The sequence below is a fragment of the Stenotrophomonas maltophilia genome (assembly GCF_001274595.1).
GTDB lineage: Bacteria > Pseudomonadota > Gammaproteobacteria > Xanthomonadales > Xanthomonadaceae > Stenotrophomonas > Stenotrophomonas forensis.
This window is the reverse complement of record NZ_CP011010.1, coordinates 1,737,808-1,753,779: the sequence shown is the minus strand read 5'-3', so window position 1 is coordinate 1,753,779 and position 15,972 is coordinate 1,737,808. Positions and strand designations below refer to the sequence as shown.

10 protein-coding genes are annotated in these 15,972 nt (G+C 67.5%); 5 read left to right on the top strand and 5 right to left on the bottom strand.

Annotated features, from left to right (window positions below; translation table 11 throughout):
- Positions 1–13 precede the first annotated feature (13 nt).
- Together VN11_RS08105 and VN11_RS08100 are read right to left on the bottom strand one after the other, a co-directional pair.
- Complete coding sequence (locus VN11_RS08105) at positions 14–2,218, bottom strand: TonB-dependent siderophore receptor (protein WP_053449369.1); 2,205 nt, start codon at positions 2,216–2,218, stop codon at positions 14–16.
- A 145-nt stretch (positions 2,219–2,363) separates the two neighbouring features.
- Positions 2,364–3,059: an alpha/beta hydrolase gene (locus VN11_RS08100; RefSeq protein WP_053449368.1), complete on the bottom strand. Its 696-nt coding sequence runs from the start codon at positions 3,057–3,059 to the stop codon at positions 2,364–2,366.
- A 185-nt stretch (positions 3,060–3,244) separates the two neighbouring features.
- Here VN11_RS08100 and VN11_RS08095 point away from each other — a divergent pair, with 185 nt between their 5' ends.
- The gene (locus VN11_RS08095) at positions 3,245–4,384 is read left to right on the top strand and encodes an MFS transporter (protein ID WP_053449367.1); all 1,140 of its coding nucleotides are present in this window, start codon (positions 3,245–3,247) and stop codon (positions 4,382–4,384) included.
- A gap of 83 nt (positions 4,385–4,467) precedes the next feature.
- On the opposite strand, the gene VN11_RS08090 is transcribed toward VN11_RS08095, so the two are convergent.
- Positions 4,468–5,622, bottom strand: a complete 1,155-nt coding sequence (locus tag VN11_RS08090) for an alpha/beta fold hydrolase (protein ID WP_053449366.1) — start codon at positions 5,620–5,622, stop codon at positions 4,468–4,470.
- Positions 5,623–5,807: 185 nt separating this feature from the next.
- Between VN11_RS08090 and VN11_RS08085 the strand changes: the two genes are divergently transcribed.
- Both VN11_RS08085 and VN11_RS08080 read left to right on the top strand, forming a co-directional pair.
- Positions 5,808–7,154, top strand: a complete 1,347-nt coding sequence (locus tag VN11_RS08085; RefSeq protein WP_053451284.1) for a c-type cytochrome — start codon at positions 5,808–5,810, stop codon at positions 7,152–7,154.
- Complete coding sequence (locus VN11_RS08080) at positions 7,151–8,077, top strand: c-type cytochrome (protein WP_053449365.1); 927 nt, start codon at positions 7,151–7,153, stop codon at positions 8,075–8,077. Before VN11_RS08085 ends, VN11_RS08080 begins: the two co-directional genes overlap by 4 nt.
- Before the next feature lie 12 nt (positions 8,078–8,089).
- Here the strand turns inward: VN11_RS08080 and VN11_RS08075 are convergent, their stop codons facing one another.
- Complete coding sequence (locus VN11_RS08075) at positions 8,090–9,619, bottom strand: OmpA family protein (RefSeq protein ID WP_053451283.1); 1,530 nt, start codon at positions 9,617–9,619, stop codon at positions 8,090–8,092.
- Positions 9,620–9,769: 150 nt separating this feature from the next.
- Here VN11_RS08075 and VN11_RS08070 point away from each other — a divergent pair, with 150 nt between their 5' ends.
- Both VN11_RS08070 and VN11_RS08065 read left to right on the top strand, forming a co-directional pair.
- On the top strand, positions 9,770–12,148 hold the full coding sequence (locus VN11_RS08070; RefSeq protein WP_053449364.1) for a TonB-dependent receptor: 2,379 nt from the start codon (positions 9,770–9,772) through the stop codon (positions 12,146–12,148).
- 8 nt (positions 12,149–12,156) lie between these two features.
- Complete coding sequence (locus tag VN11_RS08065; RefSeq protein WP_053449363.1) at positions 12,157–14,265, top strand: phosphocholine-specific phospholipase C; 2,109 nt, start codon at positions 12,157–12,159, stop codon at positions 14,263–14,265.
- A 102-nt stretch (positions 14,266–14,367) separates the two neighbouring features.
- On the opposite strand, the gene VN11_RS08060 is transcribed toward VN11_RS08065, so the two are convergent.
- Entirely contained in the window at positions 14,368–15,963 is a 1,596-nt protein-coding gene (locus VN11_RS08060) for an alkaline phosphatase D family protein (RefSeq protein ID WP_053449362.1), read from the bottom strand.
- Positions 15,964–15,972: the final 9 nt, after the last annotated feature.

The window sequence follows — 15,972 nt, the reverse complement described above, 5'->3', positions numbered from 1 at the left end:
CTGTAGATCCGCGTCAGAACTTGTAGTTCAAGGTCAGCCGCACGTTGCGCGGCTCGCCCCAGGTGTAGGTGCTGTACCAGCTGAAGATGGTGTAGTAACGCTTGTCGAGCAGGTTGTTGACGTTGAGCGTGGCCGACAGGCGATCGTTGAATTCATAGCGCGCCATCGCATCGAGCAGCCAGTAAGGCTGGGTGCGATGCACCACCTTGGCCTGCGTGGCCGGATTGGTGATCTCGCCGAAGGTCGAATCCTGCCAGCGCGCACCACCGCCCAGCGTCAGTCCCTGCCAGGCACCGCGCAGGCGGTAGCTGGAGTGCAGGCTGAACTGGTTCTCCGGTTCCAGCGTGGTCACCTTGGTGCCCGCCTGGCGCGCGATCTTGTGCGAGAACCCACCCTGCACCTGCCAGCCCTCGGCCAACTGGCCCGACATTTCCAGCTCGTAGCCCTTGGTCCGCACGCCCATCAAGGCGCGATAGGCATCCTGCCCATCCGGTGTCTTGCCACCGGTGGGCTGGGCGAAGTTGTCCTGGTCAAGCTGGAACAGCGCTGCACTGGCGTTGAAGCGGCCATCGAGGAACTCGGCCTTCAGGCCCATTTCGTAGCTGCGGCCTTCCAGCGGATCCAGCGCCTTGCCCTGCTCGTCACGCTCGCCCTGCGGCTTGAAGATGGTGCTGTAGCTGGCGTACACCGAATAGTGCTCGCCGAGGTCGTAGACCACGCCGGCGTACGGCACGAACACGCCGGTCTCGCGCGTCTGCGGCGAGCGGTAGCTGGCCAGGCGGCTGCCAACGATCACCTTCAGCGGATCGGCCAGGTCAAAACGGCCGACCACGTACAGGCCGTTCTCACGGGTCACTTCGTTGTTGTCGTAGCTGCGCTGCCATTGCGGCTCGGCGATGTCGCCGTCCCAGCGGCGATAGTCCGGCACTGTATCGGGGAAACCATCCTGTGGGCCGTAGCCGGTATTGGTCCAGCGCTTGCGCGAGGCACTGCCGCCGATCACCAGCTCATGCGCGCGGCCGAACAGGCCGAAATGCCCGCTCACATAGAAGTCGGCGGCGTTGCTGACCGTCTTTCCGACGTACTTGCCGAGCCACAGGCTGACGCCTTCTCCGGTCAACGGATCGGGATTGCCCGCGGCGGCACCGGCCAGCGCAGCGTCGTAACCGTTGACCTGGTGGTTGAGCTGCAGCTTGGCCACCCAGTCGTTGGAGAACGTATGCTCCAGCGTGGCAAAACCAGTGCGCACATACTGACGCCAGCCGGCCCAGCGTGCGCCGTTGTTGAACGAGCGCGGCATGCGGTTGAAGTTGCCGGCACTGTCCAGCAGCGGAATACCGCCCCACGTCGAACCCTTCGGATCGCTGTCCATCGCATCGCCACCCACGGTCAGTAGCGTGCGCTCGCCCAGATCGGCTTCCAGCACTGCGTAGCCGACCTTGCTGGTGCGCTGGTAGTGGTCGAGGTTGGAATGCTTGTCTTCCCATGCCCCCACCGCGCGGCCGCGTACGCGGCCATCGGCAGTCAGCGGGCCACCGACATCGAGCTCGGCACGGTAGTCGTCCCAGCGGCCGACACCCAGCGAGGCGCTGCCAGCGAACTCCCTGCCCGGCTTCTTGCGCACCAGGTTGATGGTCGCGCCGGGATCGCCCATGCCGGTCAACAGGCCGGTAGCGCCCTTGAGCACTTCGATGCGGTCGTAGATGGCGGTGTCGCTGAGCGTGTTGCCGGCCGAATAGGCCGAGTCACGCGACATCGGGATGCCGTCGTACTGGAAGTTCTGCACGGCGAAACCACGTGCGTAGTACTCGGTGCGCTCGCTGTCGTAGGTGACGATGCTGATGCCCGGGGTCACCCGCATCACGTCGTCGATGCCGTGCAGGCCAAAGTCATCCATCTCCGCACGGGTGATCACGCTGATGGTCTGCGGTGTCTGCCGTGGCGTCAGCACCAGGCGGGTGGCGGTCGCGATGGTGCCAGGTGTGTAGGCGCCGCTGCCTTCGGTGATGGTACCCAGCTGGTTGGCGGTGACCTGCACGGTCTGCAGGGTCTGCGAGGCGGGCGTCTGCGTGGCCTTGTCGCCGTCATCGGTGGACTGCGCGGCGGCGATGCCACTGCTGGCCAGTGCGGTGATCAGCAGGCTCTGCGCGAGCGCCTGCGGCAGCAAGCGGCGACGCGGCAATGAGGACGGAAGACGGACAACGGGCACGTACTGCACGACAGGACCTCCACGATCGGGTGGGATCCTCTGGCGACGGCTGGAGGGGATGGGGATTCGGCCGGGTGGCCGCAGGCGCAGGAGTGTACTCCCCTGCGCCCCGGCTGTCGTGCGATGTGCTGTCGTGCGTCGCGATGACGCGGGATCAACCGCCGATGGTGGCGCAGGCCTCCAGGATCAGCGCACTCACCTCGACGGGCTTCGAGGCCAGCGAAGCATGGCTGGCGTCCAGTTCCAGCAGGCGCTTGGGCTGCATCCTGCCAGCCATGGCCTTCTGGTTCTCCGGCGCGATCATGCGGTCATGGCGGGACAACTGGTACCAGCTCGGCCGGTGCTTCCAGGCCGGGTCACTGACCGCATCGCCGAAGGTGCTGGCCAGCGGCGCCTTCTGGGTCACTGCCATCACCCGGCCTTCGTCGGCGCTCAGGTCCTGGCAGAAACTCTCATGGAATTTGTCCGCGCGCAGCCACAGGTAGCCGTCGCTGTCCGGTGCCAGATTCGGCGCGGCTTCCGGCAGATGCTGCTGGGTGATGCCGCCCGGGCTTTCGCCGGCATCCGGGGCAAAGGCCGCGATATAGACCAGCCCCTTCACGTTGGCCTCGTTGCCGGCCTGGCTGATCACTGCGCCACCATAGGAATGGCCGACCAGCAGCACCGGCCCGTCGATCTGCCGGATCATCTTCTGGGTGCGTCCTGCATCGTCGGCCAGCGAGGTGAGTGGCAGTTCCACCGCCTGCACGCGGTCATGGCCGTTGCGATGCAGTTCCAGGATCACCTTGGCCCAGTGTGCGGCCCCGCCCCAGAATCCATGGACGAGGAGGATGGTCGGTGTCGTGCTCATGTATGGATCTCCGGCAGCGGCCGGCGGAATGCCGACCGTGCAGCCACTGTCCGTGGGCGGCGTTAACCACTGGTGACGCAATCGGGTCACTGCAATCGTATGCGTCGTCCAATGTCATGCAGGGCACTTGCCGATCTCACGTGAAAACGTTTCCATGGGCGTTCCTCTGGAGCTTCGCACCGCGCATGACGCCTTCATCCCCGCTTGCCCAGCAGCACGCTACCCGTGCCGCCTTCTTCATTCCCGGATTCGCCACCGCCGCGTGGGCGCCGATGGTGCCCTACGCCAAGGCCAAGGCCGGGCTGTCCGACGCCAGCCTTGGCGCGGTGCTGCTGTGCCTGGGCCTGGGCTCGCTGCTGGCGATGCCTTTGGCGGGCGCACTGACCGGGCGACTGGGCTGCCGTCGGGTGATGGTCATCACCTGCGCCATGATGCTGTGCGCGCTGCCGCTGCTGGTACTGGCCCCTTCACCCATGGCACTGGGCGCGGCGCTGTTCGTGTTCGGCGCCGGCGTAGGGGCACTGGACTGTGCGATGAACATGCAGGCGGTGGCCGTCGAGCGCGATGCCGGGCGCGCGATGATGTCCGGCTTCCACGCCTTCTACAGCATCGGCGGCTTCGTCGGTGCCGGCTGCATGACCGGCCTGCTGATTCTCGGCACGCCGCTGTGGCTGGCCGCGCTGGTGTCGGTTGCCATACTGCTGCTGGTCGCAGCCTTGGCGGCCCCGCACTGGCGACCGCAGCGCATCCTGCATGAAGGCCCCCTGCTGGCACTGCCGCATGGCGTGGTGCTGTTCATCGGGGTGCTGGCGTTCGTGGTGTTCCTCGCCGAGGGCTCGATGCTGGACTGGAGCGCGGTGTTCCTGGCGGAAGTGCGGCAGGTGCCGCGCGACCAGGCGGGAGCCGGCTTCGCATTGTTCACGCTGGCGATGACCGCGATGCGCCTGTTCGGCGACGGCATCGTCGAGCGCCTCGGGCGAACGCGCACGATTGTCATCGGTGGCATCACCGCGGCCGCCGGTTTCGGCCTGGCCACGCTGGTAGCGTCGTTCCCGGTGGCGCTGGCCGGCTACGTCCTGGTCGGGCTGGGCTGCGCCAACATCGTGCCGGCGCTGTTCTCGATGGCCGGCCAGCAGCGGGTGATGCCGGAGAGCATCGCCATCACGGCGGTGACCACGCTGGGCTACGCCGGCATCCTCGCCGGTCCGGCCGCGATCGGCGCGCTCGCGCACGTGACCAGCCTCGGCTTCGCCTTCCTGTGCGTGGCCGCGTTGCTGCTCGGCGTGGCCGCGTCCGCACGCTCACTGGCACGCCGCCTGCCCTGACAGAAAAAGGGGACGGAGGGGATTAAGTCGTATCTGCCTCGGGTGTGCTGCAAACGACTTAATCCCCTCCGTCCCCTTTTTGTTCAACCGCGCGTCGGGGCCTTCACCGGCATATCCGCAGCGTCGTGCACCAGCCACTCAGCCTGCGCCGGCAGCTGCGGGGCCGGGCACGCGCTCTTCGGGTGGTGCTCGTCACGGGCCATCCAGTCATCGACCACGCCGGCCAGCAGGTCCAGCCGCAGCGGCAGGGTGATGTGGTCCTCGCCACGCATCTCGATGTAGTGCGCGCGCGGATTTGCCAGGGCCAGCTCGCGGCCCTGGCTGACCGGAATATGCTGGTCGCCCTGCCCGTGCAGCAGCAGCACGCAGGCGCGGGTATCAGCCAGCGCGCGTGCCACGTCCACCCGATCCAGATCGACATCGATGCGGCGGCTGGCGGCGGCGATCACCTGGTTGATGTCCTGGCCGCCGTAGCGCCAGCGCGCGTAGGACGCCACCGCCTGCGCCTTCAGGCCTTCCGGCTGCAACCCCATCAGGTGCGGGATCATCGTGCGGATCGCCACGCCGGCGTTGGCGAACGACTCCATCGCCACCACGCCAGCCACCTGGTCACCCAGCTTGTCGGCGGTGAACACCGCAGTGGCGGCGCCGTAGGAGACACCGAACAGGTACAGCGGTCCTATGATCTCGCCACGCGCGCGCAGCTCGCCGATCACATCGACGACGTCGTCGGATTCATAGGTGCCATAGCCGGACGGGCCTGCACCGGACTGGCCGTGGTTGCGCAGATCCAAGGTGACCACGCGGTAGCCAGATTCGGCCAGCTGCAGCGACCACGGCAGCATCGAATCGCCGTTCATCATCCAGCCGTGCAGCAGCACCACGGTGCCGCGTGGCGCCTGCGCGCGGAACGGCTGCGGCACGGCCAGGCTCAGCCCGGTATCCAGCGGCAGGCCGTTCTCGTGGCGCTGCGGCAGGTAGTGGTAGCGCGCACCGTAGTCACCCGGATCGAACACGCGCCAGAAGATCGGCACGCCATCACGGCCCGGTGCGAAGCCGTGGCGGTTGGGCAGTTCGGCGATGGCCGCGGCGATGCGCGGGCGATCGAGCAGGGTCGACACGCCACCTGGCGCGATCAGCCTGTCGGCGAGCGAGGTGGATGAGGCATTGATCGAGGAAGAGCATGCAGCCAGCCACAGGCCGGCGCACGCCAGCAACAGCAGCAGCAGGCGCTTCATATCACGTCATAGGGGCAAATCAGACAGGCTGGGACGTTAACGCCTCAATCGCCCTTCCATCTATCGCGCACGGATGACGGCTTGATGACAACGCAGGAACGATTCAGCTTGGTGCACAAGCTGTATCCGTTCAGTCATTGATCCGGATCAATGAACGCACGCGCACGATTGCCCACAGTGCCGCCATGCGCACCTCGCTCAAGCTCGCCATTGCCCTGGCCGCCACAGTGGCCGCCGCCTACGGCATCGCCCGCACCACGCCCTACTGGTTCGCACCGCGACAGACGGCGCAGGTCGACATCCACGATCCAGCCCTGATCACGCATGGGCAATACCTGTCGCGCGCCGCCGACTGCGCGGCCTGCCATACCGCGCCTGGCGGCAAGCCGTTCGCCGGTGGCCTCGGCATGCAGACGCCGATGGGCACGATCTACTCGACCAACATCACGCCCGACCCCGAAACCGGTATCGGCAGCTACGACTACGCCGACTTCGAGCGCGCGGTGCGCCGCGGCATCCGTCATGACGGCCAGCCGTTGTATCCGGCGATGCCATATGCCTCCTACGTGATTGCCAGCGACGCCGAGATAAAGGCGCTGTACGCCTACTTCATGGGCTCGGTGCAGCCGGTAAGGCAGGACAACGCCGACAGCACGATTCCATGGCCGGCCAACATGCGCTGGCCGCTGGCGTGGTGGCAGCTGCTGTTCGCACGCCCGCGCAGTTTCAGCCCGGACCCGTCGCTGGATGCCGGCCAGCAGCGCGGTGCCGAGCTGGTGGAAGGCCTGGCCCACTGCGGTGCCTGCCACACGCCACGCGGCCTGGCGTTCCAGGAAAAGGCGATGGCCGACGATGGCAGCCGCCAGTTCCTGTCCGGCTCGGTGCTGGAAGGCTGGTATGCGAAGAACCTGCGCAACGAGTCAACCGGCCTGGCCAGCTGGAGCGAAGGTGAGATCGTCGACTTCCTGCGCACCGGCCGCACCGATCGCTCGGCGGCCTTCGGCGGCATGGCCGACGTGGTCGAACACAGCACGCAGTACCTGTCCGACGCCGACCTGCTGGCGATGGCGCGCTATCTGAAACAGCTGCCGGCGCGCGAGGGCCGCAGCGCGCAGTGGTCGGCCGGTACCGACACCACCACCGCAGCGCTGCGCAATGGCGACTACCGCGTGGCCGGCTCGCTGGCCTATGCCGAGCACTGCCAGGCCTGCCACCGCGCCGATGGCCGCGGCATGCCGCGCGTATACCCGGCGCTGGCCGGCAACTCGATCGTATTCGCCGATGATCCGAGCTCGCTGGTGCAGGTGACCCTGATCGGCGGCCGCACGCCGCACACCCCGCACGACCGCATGGCGTTCACCATGCCGGGCTTCGAGCAGCTGCCGAACGCGCAGCTGGCACAGATCCTGACCTTCATCCGCAGCAGCTGGGGCAACCAGGCCAGCGCAGTCAGCGAGGTCGACGTGGCGCGGATGCGCCGGGTGGTGCGCGACAAGCCGGTGCACTACGTTCCGCAGGAGGCCGCACGATGAAGCGCTCGCGCAAGCATTCCCGCCTGCTGTTCGGCAGTGCGATCGCCGCCCTGGTGCTGGCCGGTGCCGGCACCCTCGCCTATCGCCATCTCTACCCGGACCTGGATGCCGCCGCGGCCAGCACGATCGACATGCTCGATGCACAGGGCAAGGTGGTGGGGCATTACCAGCCGCCCAGCGCCGAAGAGATCGCCGCGCTCGGCAACGCCGAGTCGGTGATGCTCGGACGCCGCCTTCTCAATGAGACCGCGCGGCTGCTGCCGGACAATGTCGGCAACGATCTGAACTGCAATTCGTGCCACATGGCCGAGGGCAAGCGGCCATTCGGCAACCACTACTTCAATACCGGTGGTGGTGCCTATCCGCGCTACATGCCGCGCCCGGGCAAGGTGATCGGACTGACCGAGCGCATCAACGGCTGCCTGCAGCGTTCGATGAACGGCAAGCCGCTACCGAAGGACTCGCCGCAGATGCGTGCGATGCTCGACTACATGGCATGGCTGAGCAGTCCGGTGCCAGAGGGCGCCCGCGTCGCTGCGCCCAGTGAAGGGCCGATCGACAGCACGCTGACCCCGGACCCGATCCGCGGCCAGGCGCTGTACGCCGCCCAGTGTGCGGCCTGCCATGGCGACAACGGCGAAGGCCGGCGTGATGCCAGCGGTGACATCGCCTTCCCGCCGCTGTGGGGTGAGCACAGCTTCAACATCGGCGCTGGCATGGCCCGGCTGTACAAGGCCGCCGGCTTCGTCAAGCACAACATGCCACCGGCGGTAACCCGCGAGCCGCCGCTGGGGCAGCAGGTGATGCCAGACCAGGACGCGGTGGACATCGCCAGCTACTTCATCAACCAGCCGCGGCCGGACTTCGCCAACAAGAGCAAGGACTGGCCGCGCGACCCGAAACCCAAGGACGCGCGGTACTGAGCAGGCGCCCGCTCAGTGCTTGACCAGCTCCACGCGGCGATTGCGTGCCTTGCCTTCCTCGCTGCCATTGTCGGCCACCGGCTTGTCCGCACCGAAGCCGGCCGCCTGCAGGCGATCGGCGGCGATGCCCTTGGCGGTCAGCGCGGCCACCACCGACCGTGCGCGATCCTCTGACAGGCTGCGGTTATGCGCCACGGCGCCGCTGTTGTCGGTGTGGCCTTCAATCGACAGCTTCAACGAAGGATCACCCTGCAGGAGCTGCAGCACCTGCGCCAGCTGCGGTTCGGAGGCCGGCAGGATCTGCGCCTTGTCGGTGGCGAAGTTGACCTGGATCGCCACCCGGCCGTCGCTGTCCAGCTTCTTCTTCAACGCATCGGCCGGCAGCAGCGCCGCGGTCTGGGTGAAACCCTTGCGTTCGGCCACCACCCAGCCGGCACTGAGGTATTCCAGCCGCGCGTGCACCCACACCTGGCGGCCATCGGCCAGATCGACGCGGTAGACCACGCTGTCGTAGTTGTTCCAGTTGAAGCTGGCTGCATTGCTGTAGGCCGACTGCACCGGCTTCGGCACCCCCTCGGCCGCCTCGCGCGGGATGCGCCCCTCGAACACCTTGGTGCCGTTGACCTGGGCCATCATCGCTTCCAGGTTGCGGCGCACTTCGTGCATCGAGTACTCGCGCTCACCCTTGTCGAAATCGACGGCGAAGGTACGACCCTCGACCTGCTCGAAGTGATCGCCGGTCCAGAACGGGAACGCATCGAAATCACGTTGCTGGGCCTTGTTGCGGTCGCCATAGCCAGCCGGCAGGGACAGGTGCGGGAAGCTGTCCGACCACTGCGCAGTGGCCTTGAACGGCACTTCATCCACCACCACCAGGCCAGCGCCGTTGCTGTCCACCGCCAGCTGCAGCCAGACGGTGCGGTTGGCCTGGCGCAGCACGTAGACCGTGGTGGACGCGTCCTGTTCGCCGTTCACCGCATCGATGAAGCCGCCACCGATCTCGCCTTCCAGCTGCGGGCCATAGTAGATATCGCGCAGCAGCGCGCCTTCAAACACCTTGCGCCCACCGGCGGCCGTGATCACACCGTCGACGTTGCGCTGCACTTCCAGTGCGGAGAACGCCTTGCCGGGTGCCGCTTCACTGTCGGCCACGATGCGTGCCGACCAGCTCGGGCCTTCCACCCAATGCACGCCCTCGCCCATGCGGAACGGAAAGCGTGCCCACGCGCGCGGGTGCGGTGCGTTCTGCGGCGCATAGCCCTGCGGCAGGCTGAAGAACGGCAGTTCGCCCAGCGCGTCCGTGCTCAGCGGCACGCTGCCGGTGTCGAACGGCACCAGCGGCACCGGCTTGCCATCGCGGTCGGTAAGTGCGGTGCCATCGGCCGCAGTGGAGGACGCCGGCGGCGCTGCCTCGGGTGCGGCGTTCTCACCGGCGGTGGGCGGCGGCTGTGCGCCCGCCTGTTCGCCTGAAGGCGCCCGGTTGCACGCTGCCAGCAGCACCAGTGCTGCGCCCCCCAGCCAGATCTTCGACCGCTTCCGCATCGCCAGCACCTCAGCTCCATTGAAGCGCCGAGCATACCCGAAGGCCGTGACCGGCCCCACAGTGCCATCGTAGTTGCGTGGCCACGTCATGCCGATGTCATTGGCGCTGCCGACACTCCGGGGCTTCCCTCCCTTGCAGGTCCGGTTTCGATGCGAACGATTGCGCGCTTTCCCCGTATTTCGCTGCTTGCCCTGCTGATCGCCCCCGCACTGGACGCCCTGGCCGAAGCACCGCAGGGCGAGACGGCCGAAGCGCGCAGCAGCGACGCCCGTACGCTGGACCAGGTGCAGGTGATCGGCCAGGCCACCAGCTACGCCAAGACCTCGGTACGCGCGGAGACGCTGAACCGGCAGACGGTGATGAGCAGTGTCAACGACGCGCTCAATGAAGTGCCGGGCGTGGTGGTCAGCGAGGCCGACGCCACCGGCTCGTCGGTATGGGGTACGCAGATCAGCATGCGTGGCTTCGTCACCAACCGCGACACCCAGCAGATCGGCACCACCATCGACGGCCTGCCCAATGGTGGCTCCGGCTACGGTGGCGGTTCGCTGGCCAACCGCTACATCGACACCCTCGATCTGGAAACGGTGGAAGTCAGCCAGGGCACCGCCGACATCTCCTCGCGCTCGAACGAGGCGCTGGGCGGTACGCTGAACTTCCTCACCAGCGACCCGCTGCAGGACAGCCGCCTGCGCTTCGTGATCGGCGCCGGTGACAACGACGCACGCAAGTACTACGTGCGCTATGACACCGGCCTGCTCGGCGGCCACACCCGCGCCTGGGTCAGCGCGTCCTCGTCCAAGGTGCACGATTGGATCGATGGCACCGGCCACGCCAGCAACGACCATATCGCCGGCAAGTTCATCACCGAACTGGACCGCTGGACGCTGACCGGCTACCTGTCCTACAACGATGCCGACGAACCCGAGTACACCAGTGTCTCGCCCGCCGGCTTTGCCACCAACCCGGACCGTGACAATCTGGTGGGCACGCTCACCGGCATTCCGTACCTGGACCAGAACTACCGCTCCGGTTCGCGTGCGCTGCGCGAAAACACCTTTGGCTACCTGCGCGCCGCCTTCGATGGCGGCAACGGCTTCAAGGCCTCGGTGGCGGCCTACGGGCACCGCATGGAAGGGCGCGGCGACTGGCTGCCGCCGTACCTGGCGCAGGTCAGCGATGACGGCGCCGGTCGCCCGGAGTCGGAATACATCGGCGGCAAGACGGTCTACGGCGGCAGCAATCGCGGCCAGATCTTCTTCGTCAATCCCGATGGCAGCGCCGCGCAGCGCCTGGCCAGCTGCACCCCGCGGCTGGGCTTCACCGCCGAGTACGACCCGAACTGCTACGCCGGCAACGTACTGGGCGCGCAGTCCTACCGCCACACCCACTACGACAACGACCGCATGGGCGTGACCGCCGACGTTGAATGGCGGCAGAGCTTCGGCGCGGTCGACAACACGATCCGTGGCGGCCTGTGGGTGGAGAAGCTGGACCGTTCAGCGCGCCGCGACTGGCACCGCCTGCTCAATGTCGGCCAGAGCATCGCCTTCGATCACCAGCCCTACTGGGTGCAGTTCGAGGACAAGTACAAGGTTGACGAGCAGATGTACTACGTCGAGGACGTCGCGCGCTTCGGCCCGTTCAGTGCGCGCCTGGGCGTGAAGCAGTTCTTCGTCGACCAGTCACGCCGTCGCGTGATCGGTGCCAGCGAGCACGTGAAATCCGATTCCAAGTCCGACCCGCTGCTGTCCACCGGCTTCACCTGGGCGCCGGGCGTGGAAGGCATGGAGCTGTTCGCCGGCTTCTCGCAGAACTTCGCCGCCATCCCCTCCGGCGTGCTGGGCGAGACCGACCCGCAGCGCTTCCGCAACGTCGAGCCGGAAACCGCCGACAACATCGAAGTGGGCATGCGCATCAGCCGCTGGCCGCTGACCGCCTCGGTCACCCTGTACAACATCAAGTTCGACAACCGCATCGTCTACCTGCCGGCCGGCTTCGTCAGCGGCATCGACTACCTGGGCGAGACCGACGGCGTCTACGAGAACTTCGGCGGCGTGGAAAGCAACGGCCTGGAAGCGGCGCTCGGCTATGGCTGGGACAACGGCTGGCGGATCAATGCGGCCTACACCTACAACCGCTCCAAGTACCTGGGCAGCGGCAACGCCGCGCGCGACACCCAGCTGGGCATCGTCGACGGCGCCAAGGTGATCGGCCAGCCGGAGAACACACTGGTGCTTTCGGCCGACTGGCAGGGTGCGAACTGGAACTTCGGCCTGTCCGGCCGCTACCTGGGCACCCGCTACCTGGACGCCGCCAACGTCAACAAGCTGCCGTCGGCCACCGTGTTCAACGCCAACATCGGCTTCGACCTGCAGGGCCTGTCCCCGCGCCTGAAGGGCATGGGCGCCAACCTGGTGGTGAGCAATCTGACCGACAAGCGGTATCTTGCAGGGGTGGACGGCCGCGACAACGCCTTCATCGGCGCACCGCGCACCGTCGGCATCTCCTTCCGTGTGGACCTGTGAGTGAGCCCGTGACCGATATCGGCCGACGCCGGTTGTTGCAGGCCGGCGTTGCCGCCGGCCTTTCCCCGCTGCTGCCCAGCATCGCCCGGGCCGCAGCGATCGCCCCTGCCACGCAGACGCGCAGCCTCGAAGACCTGCAGCACATCGTGGTGTTGATGCAGGAAAACCGCTCGTTCGACCACTACTTCGGCACGCTGCCGGGCGTGCGTGGCTTCGGCGATCGCTTCGTTGCGCCGGCCGCTGCACTGGAGGCCGGTGGCCGCACCCGCAGCCTGTGGCTGCAACCCGACGCCAGCGGCAAGCGCGCGATCGCGCCGTTCCCGCTGGATACCGCCGCGCACTTCGGCTACATGCGCGTGGAAGGCACCCCGCACACCTGGCCCGATGCGCAGCGCGCCTGGGACCACGGCCGCATGGGGCAATGGCCGAAGGCCAAGCAGAATCACTCGATGGGCTACTTCCAGCGCAGCGACCTGCCGTTCCAGTTCGCGCTGGCCGATGCCTTCACGATCTGCGACGCCTACCACTGCGCGATGCAGGCCGGCACCAACCCGAACCGGGTGTTCCTGTGGACCGGGCACAACGATGCCGCCGCGCGCGCCGGTGGCCCGGTGATCGCCAACTCGCACGACAACTTCCCCGAATACGGCGGGCATCCGGCGTCGTACCGCTGGAGCAGCTATGTCGAACGCCTGCAGCAGGCGAGCGTGTCCTGGCAGATCTACCAGGACATGGCCGACAACTTCACCGACAACCCACTGGCCGGCTTTGAGGCGTTCCGTCGCGCCTACAGCGCTGCGCCCGGGCATGACCCACAGCTGCGCGCGCGCGGCGTCAGCACCCGTGGGCTGGCGCAGCTGCGCCAGGACGTGCTTGATGGGCGCCTGCCACAGGTCAGTTTCATCATCGCCGACGCCGCCGGCAGCGAGCATCCCGGCCCGTCCAGTCCCGCCCAGGGCGCGGCCTATACCGCGCGCGTGCTGGACGCGCTGACCGCCGACCCGGAGGTCTGGAGCCGTACGGCACTGCTGTTGATGTTCGACGAGAACGACGGCTTCTTCGACCACATGCCGCCACCGGCACCGCCTTCGCCCGTGGACGGCGGCTGGGCCGGCGCCTCATCGGTCAGTACCGACGGCGAGTATCACCGTCATCCGGCACCGGGTGATGAAAAATACGATGCCGCCGAGCTGCGCGGCCGCCCGTATGGGCTCGGCCCGCGCGTGCCGCTGTACGTGATTTCGCCGTGGAGCCGCGGCGGCTGGGTCGATTCACAGGTGTACGACCACACCTCGGTCATACGCCTGATCGAACGCCGCTTTGGCGTGGCCGCGCCGGACATCTCGCCGTGGCGCCGTGCGGTCTGCGGCGACCTGACGGGCGCCTTCGACTTTGCCCAGCGCGATACCCGCCCGTTCGTGCGCGGCCTGCCCGACGTGAGCGCGGTGGCCGCACGTGCCGCTGCGCTGCCGGGACGCACCGTGCCGGCGTTGCCGGAAGGGTTGAACCCGGCGAAGCAGGAAAGCGGCATACGCCCGGCGCGGGCCCTGCCCTATCGGCCGCAGGCGTCGATTGCCCGCCTGGATGCAACGGGCGTGGATCTGGTGCTGTCCTGCGAAGGTGCGGCGGCGGTACTGCATGTCTACGACCGCCTGCGGCTTGGCGCCATTCCGCGCCGCTACACGCTGCTGCCGGGGATGCCGCTGCAGGAGCGCTGGCCATTGGATGCCCAGGGGCGCTACGACCTGTGGCTGCTCGGCCCAAATGGCTTCCACCGCCATTTCCAGGGCGCGGCAAAGGCGCCGGCCCTGCAGGCGACGGTCGAGCGCGCGGACGGCCCGTTGCGGTTGCAGCTGCGCAATCTCGGCGACAGTGCACTGCAACTGCGTGTGCAGGCCGGCGCCTACGCCGGGCACATGCCCGAGCAGGCGCTGGCGCTGCCGGCGCGTGCGGAAACCTCATTGGCGTGGGACGCGACGCCTACCGCTGGCTGGTATGACCTGCAGGTCAGCGCGGGCGAGAGCACCCTGCGCCTGGCCGGGCGCGCCGAGGATGGACGCCCCGGCACCAGCGACCCGGCGATGGGCAGCGAACCGCTGCGCTTCGAGCACGATTGAGCCGTTGCGCTGATGTAGAGTCGAGCCATGCTCGACTGCTTTTCGATCATCTACCGGGAAAAGCAGTCGAGCATGGCTCGACTCTACAATGGACTGGCCCGGTCAGGCCTCCTGCAACCCCGGCCGGCCGTGCTCCACCGCGTAGCGCCTCCAGCTCTGCACGGTGCCGTTGGGCTGCATCACCGAATCCAGCGTCTTCATGTCACCGATCCATGCGTGGCGGGTGACATCGCACAGCACATAGCCACGCTTGTCGGTGGTCGCCTTCAGGTGCGGGCTGTGCCGCAGCTGGTTTTCGGCGTAGGCATCCACGCCCTGGCCATCGGCACCGGAGGTGATCGAGGTGGCGAGGAATTCGCTGGAGACCACGCCCGAATCGCGATGGTCCTGCACAAGGTCACTGGCGTAGTGGCGATGCGCGTCGCCACAGGCAGTGACCACGTTGCCGAAGCCGACCTTCTGGATGTGCTCGAGCAGGCGCCGGCGGCTGTCCAGATAGCCCGACCACTGGTCGTCGGACGACTGCACCACCCCGTCCTTCTCTCGCATGTAATTGCCCAGTGCCACCTGGTGGGCAATGGTGTGCCAGCGCGGTGCGGCATCGGCCAGGCCGTCGAACAGCCAGCGCTCCTGCTTCGCCCCCACGATGCTGCGCTTCGGCGATTCCACCTCCTCGCGCAGCGCCATGTTCACCTGCTTGCTGCGGTACTGGCGGGTGTCAAGCAGATGCAGGTCCATCAGCGTTCCGTAGCGCGCGCGCCGGTACAGCTGCATGTGGCCCTCGCGCGGAAATGCTGAACGCCGCAGCGGCATGTTCTCGTAGTAGGCCTGGAACGCCTGTGCGCGGCGCAGCAGGAAGACTTCGCTGGGCGTATCGTCCTGGTCTTCGGCACCGGCCCAGTTGTTGTCCACTTCGTGGTCATCGAAGGTGACGAACCAGGGTGCCGACGCATGCGCGGCCTGCAGGTCGGCATCGCTCTTGTACTGGGCGTAGCGGCGGCGGTAGTCGTCCAGCGTATAGGTCTGCGGCCCGACATGATTGCGCAGGTTGGTGAACGGCTGGCCGTTCATCCTGCGCTGGCCCGGCTGGCTTTCACCCTCGTAGATATAGTCACCGTAGTGGAACACGAAATCCAGCGGCTCCTCGGCGATCCGCCGCCATGCGGTGTAGTGGCCTTCCTCGTAGTGCTGGCACCCCGCCACCGCAAAGCGCACCCGGTCCACCGCGGCCGTAACCGCGGGCAAGGTGCGGGTGCAGCCCACCGCGCTGGCGTGGCCACCCACCGTGAAGCGGTACCAGTAGGGGCGACCGGGTGCCAGCCCTTCCAGCTCCACGTGCACGGCGTGGCCCAGCTCGGGATGGGCCATCGCCGAGCCCTGGCGCACCACCTTGCGCATGCCATCGTCCGCGGCCAGCTGCCACTCGACCACCATCGGCCGCGTCGGCATGCCGCCGCCGAACACCAGCGGTTCGGTCGCCAGCCGCGTCCACAGCACCATGCCGTCGGCCGAGGGATCACCCGAGGCCACGCCCAGGGTGAACGGCGTGCTGGCAAAGTGCGGCGAGGCCAGCAGGTTGCGCGGGTTCAGCGCGGTGGCATCGGCCTGCGCGGCCAGTGCATGTGCCGTGCCCATCCACGCACCGGCTGCGGACAGGCCGGCCAGTGCCAGGAATCGCCTGCGATTGATCGTCTCCACGGCTGCGCC

Bases quoted from the DNA above. Each gene is read 5' to 3' on its own strand.
- VN11_RS08080 (WP_053449365.1), top strand. From the start codon at position 7,151: ATGAAGCGCTCGCGCAAGCATTCCCGCCTGCTGTTCGGCAGTGCGATC.
- VN11_RS08095 (WP_053449367.1), top strand. From the start codon at position 3,245: ATGACGCCTTCATCCCCGCTTGCCCAGCAGCACGCTACCCGTGCCGCC.
- VN11_RS08085 (WP_053451284.1), top strand. From the start codon at position 5,808: ATGCGCACCTCGCTCAAGCTCGCCATTGCCCTGGCCGCCACAGTGGCC.
- VN11_RS08100 (WP_053449368.1), bottom strand. From the start codon at position 3,059: ATGAGCACGACACCGACCATCCTCCTCGTCCATGGATTCTGGGGCGGG.
- VN11_RS08090 (WP_053449366.1), bottom strand. From the start codon at position 5,622: ATGAAGCGCCTGCTGCTGCTGTTGCTGGCGTGCGCCGGCCTGTGGCTG.
- VN11_RS08070 (WP_053449364.1), top strand. From the start codon at position 9,770: ATGCGAACGATTGCGCGCTTTCCCCGTATTTCGCTGCTTGCCCTGCTG.
- VN11_RS08075 (WP_053451283.1), bottom strand. From the start codon at position 9,619: ATGCGGAAGCGGTCGAAGATCTGGCTGGGGGGCGCAGCACTGGTGCTG.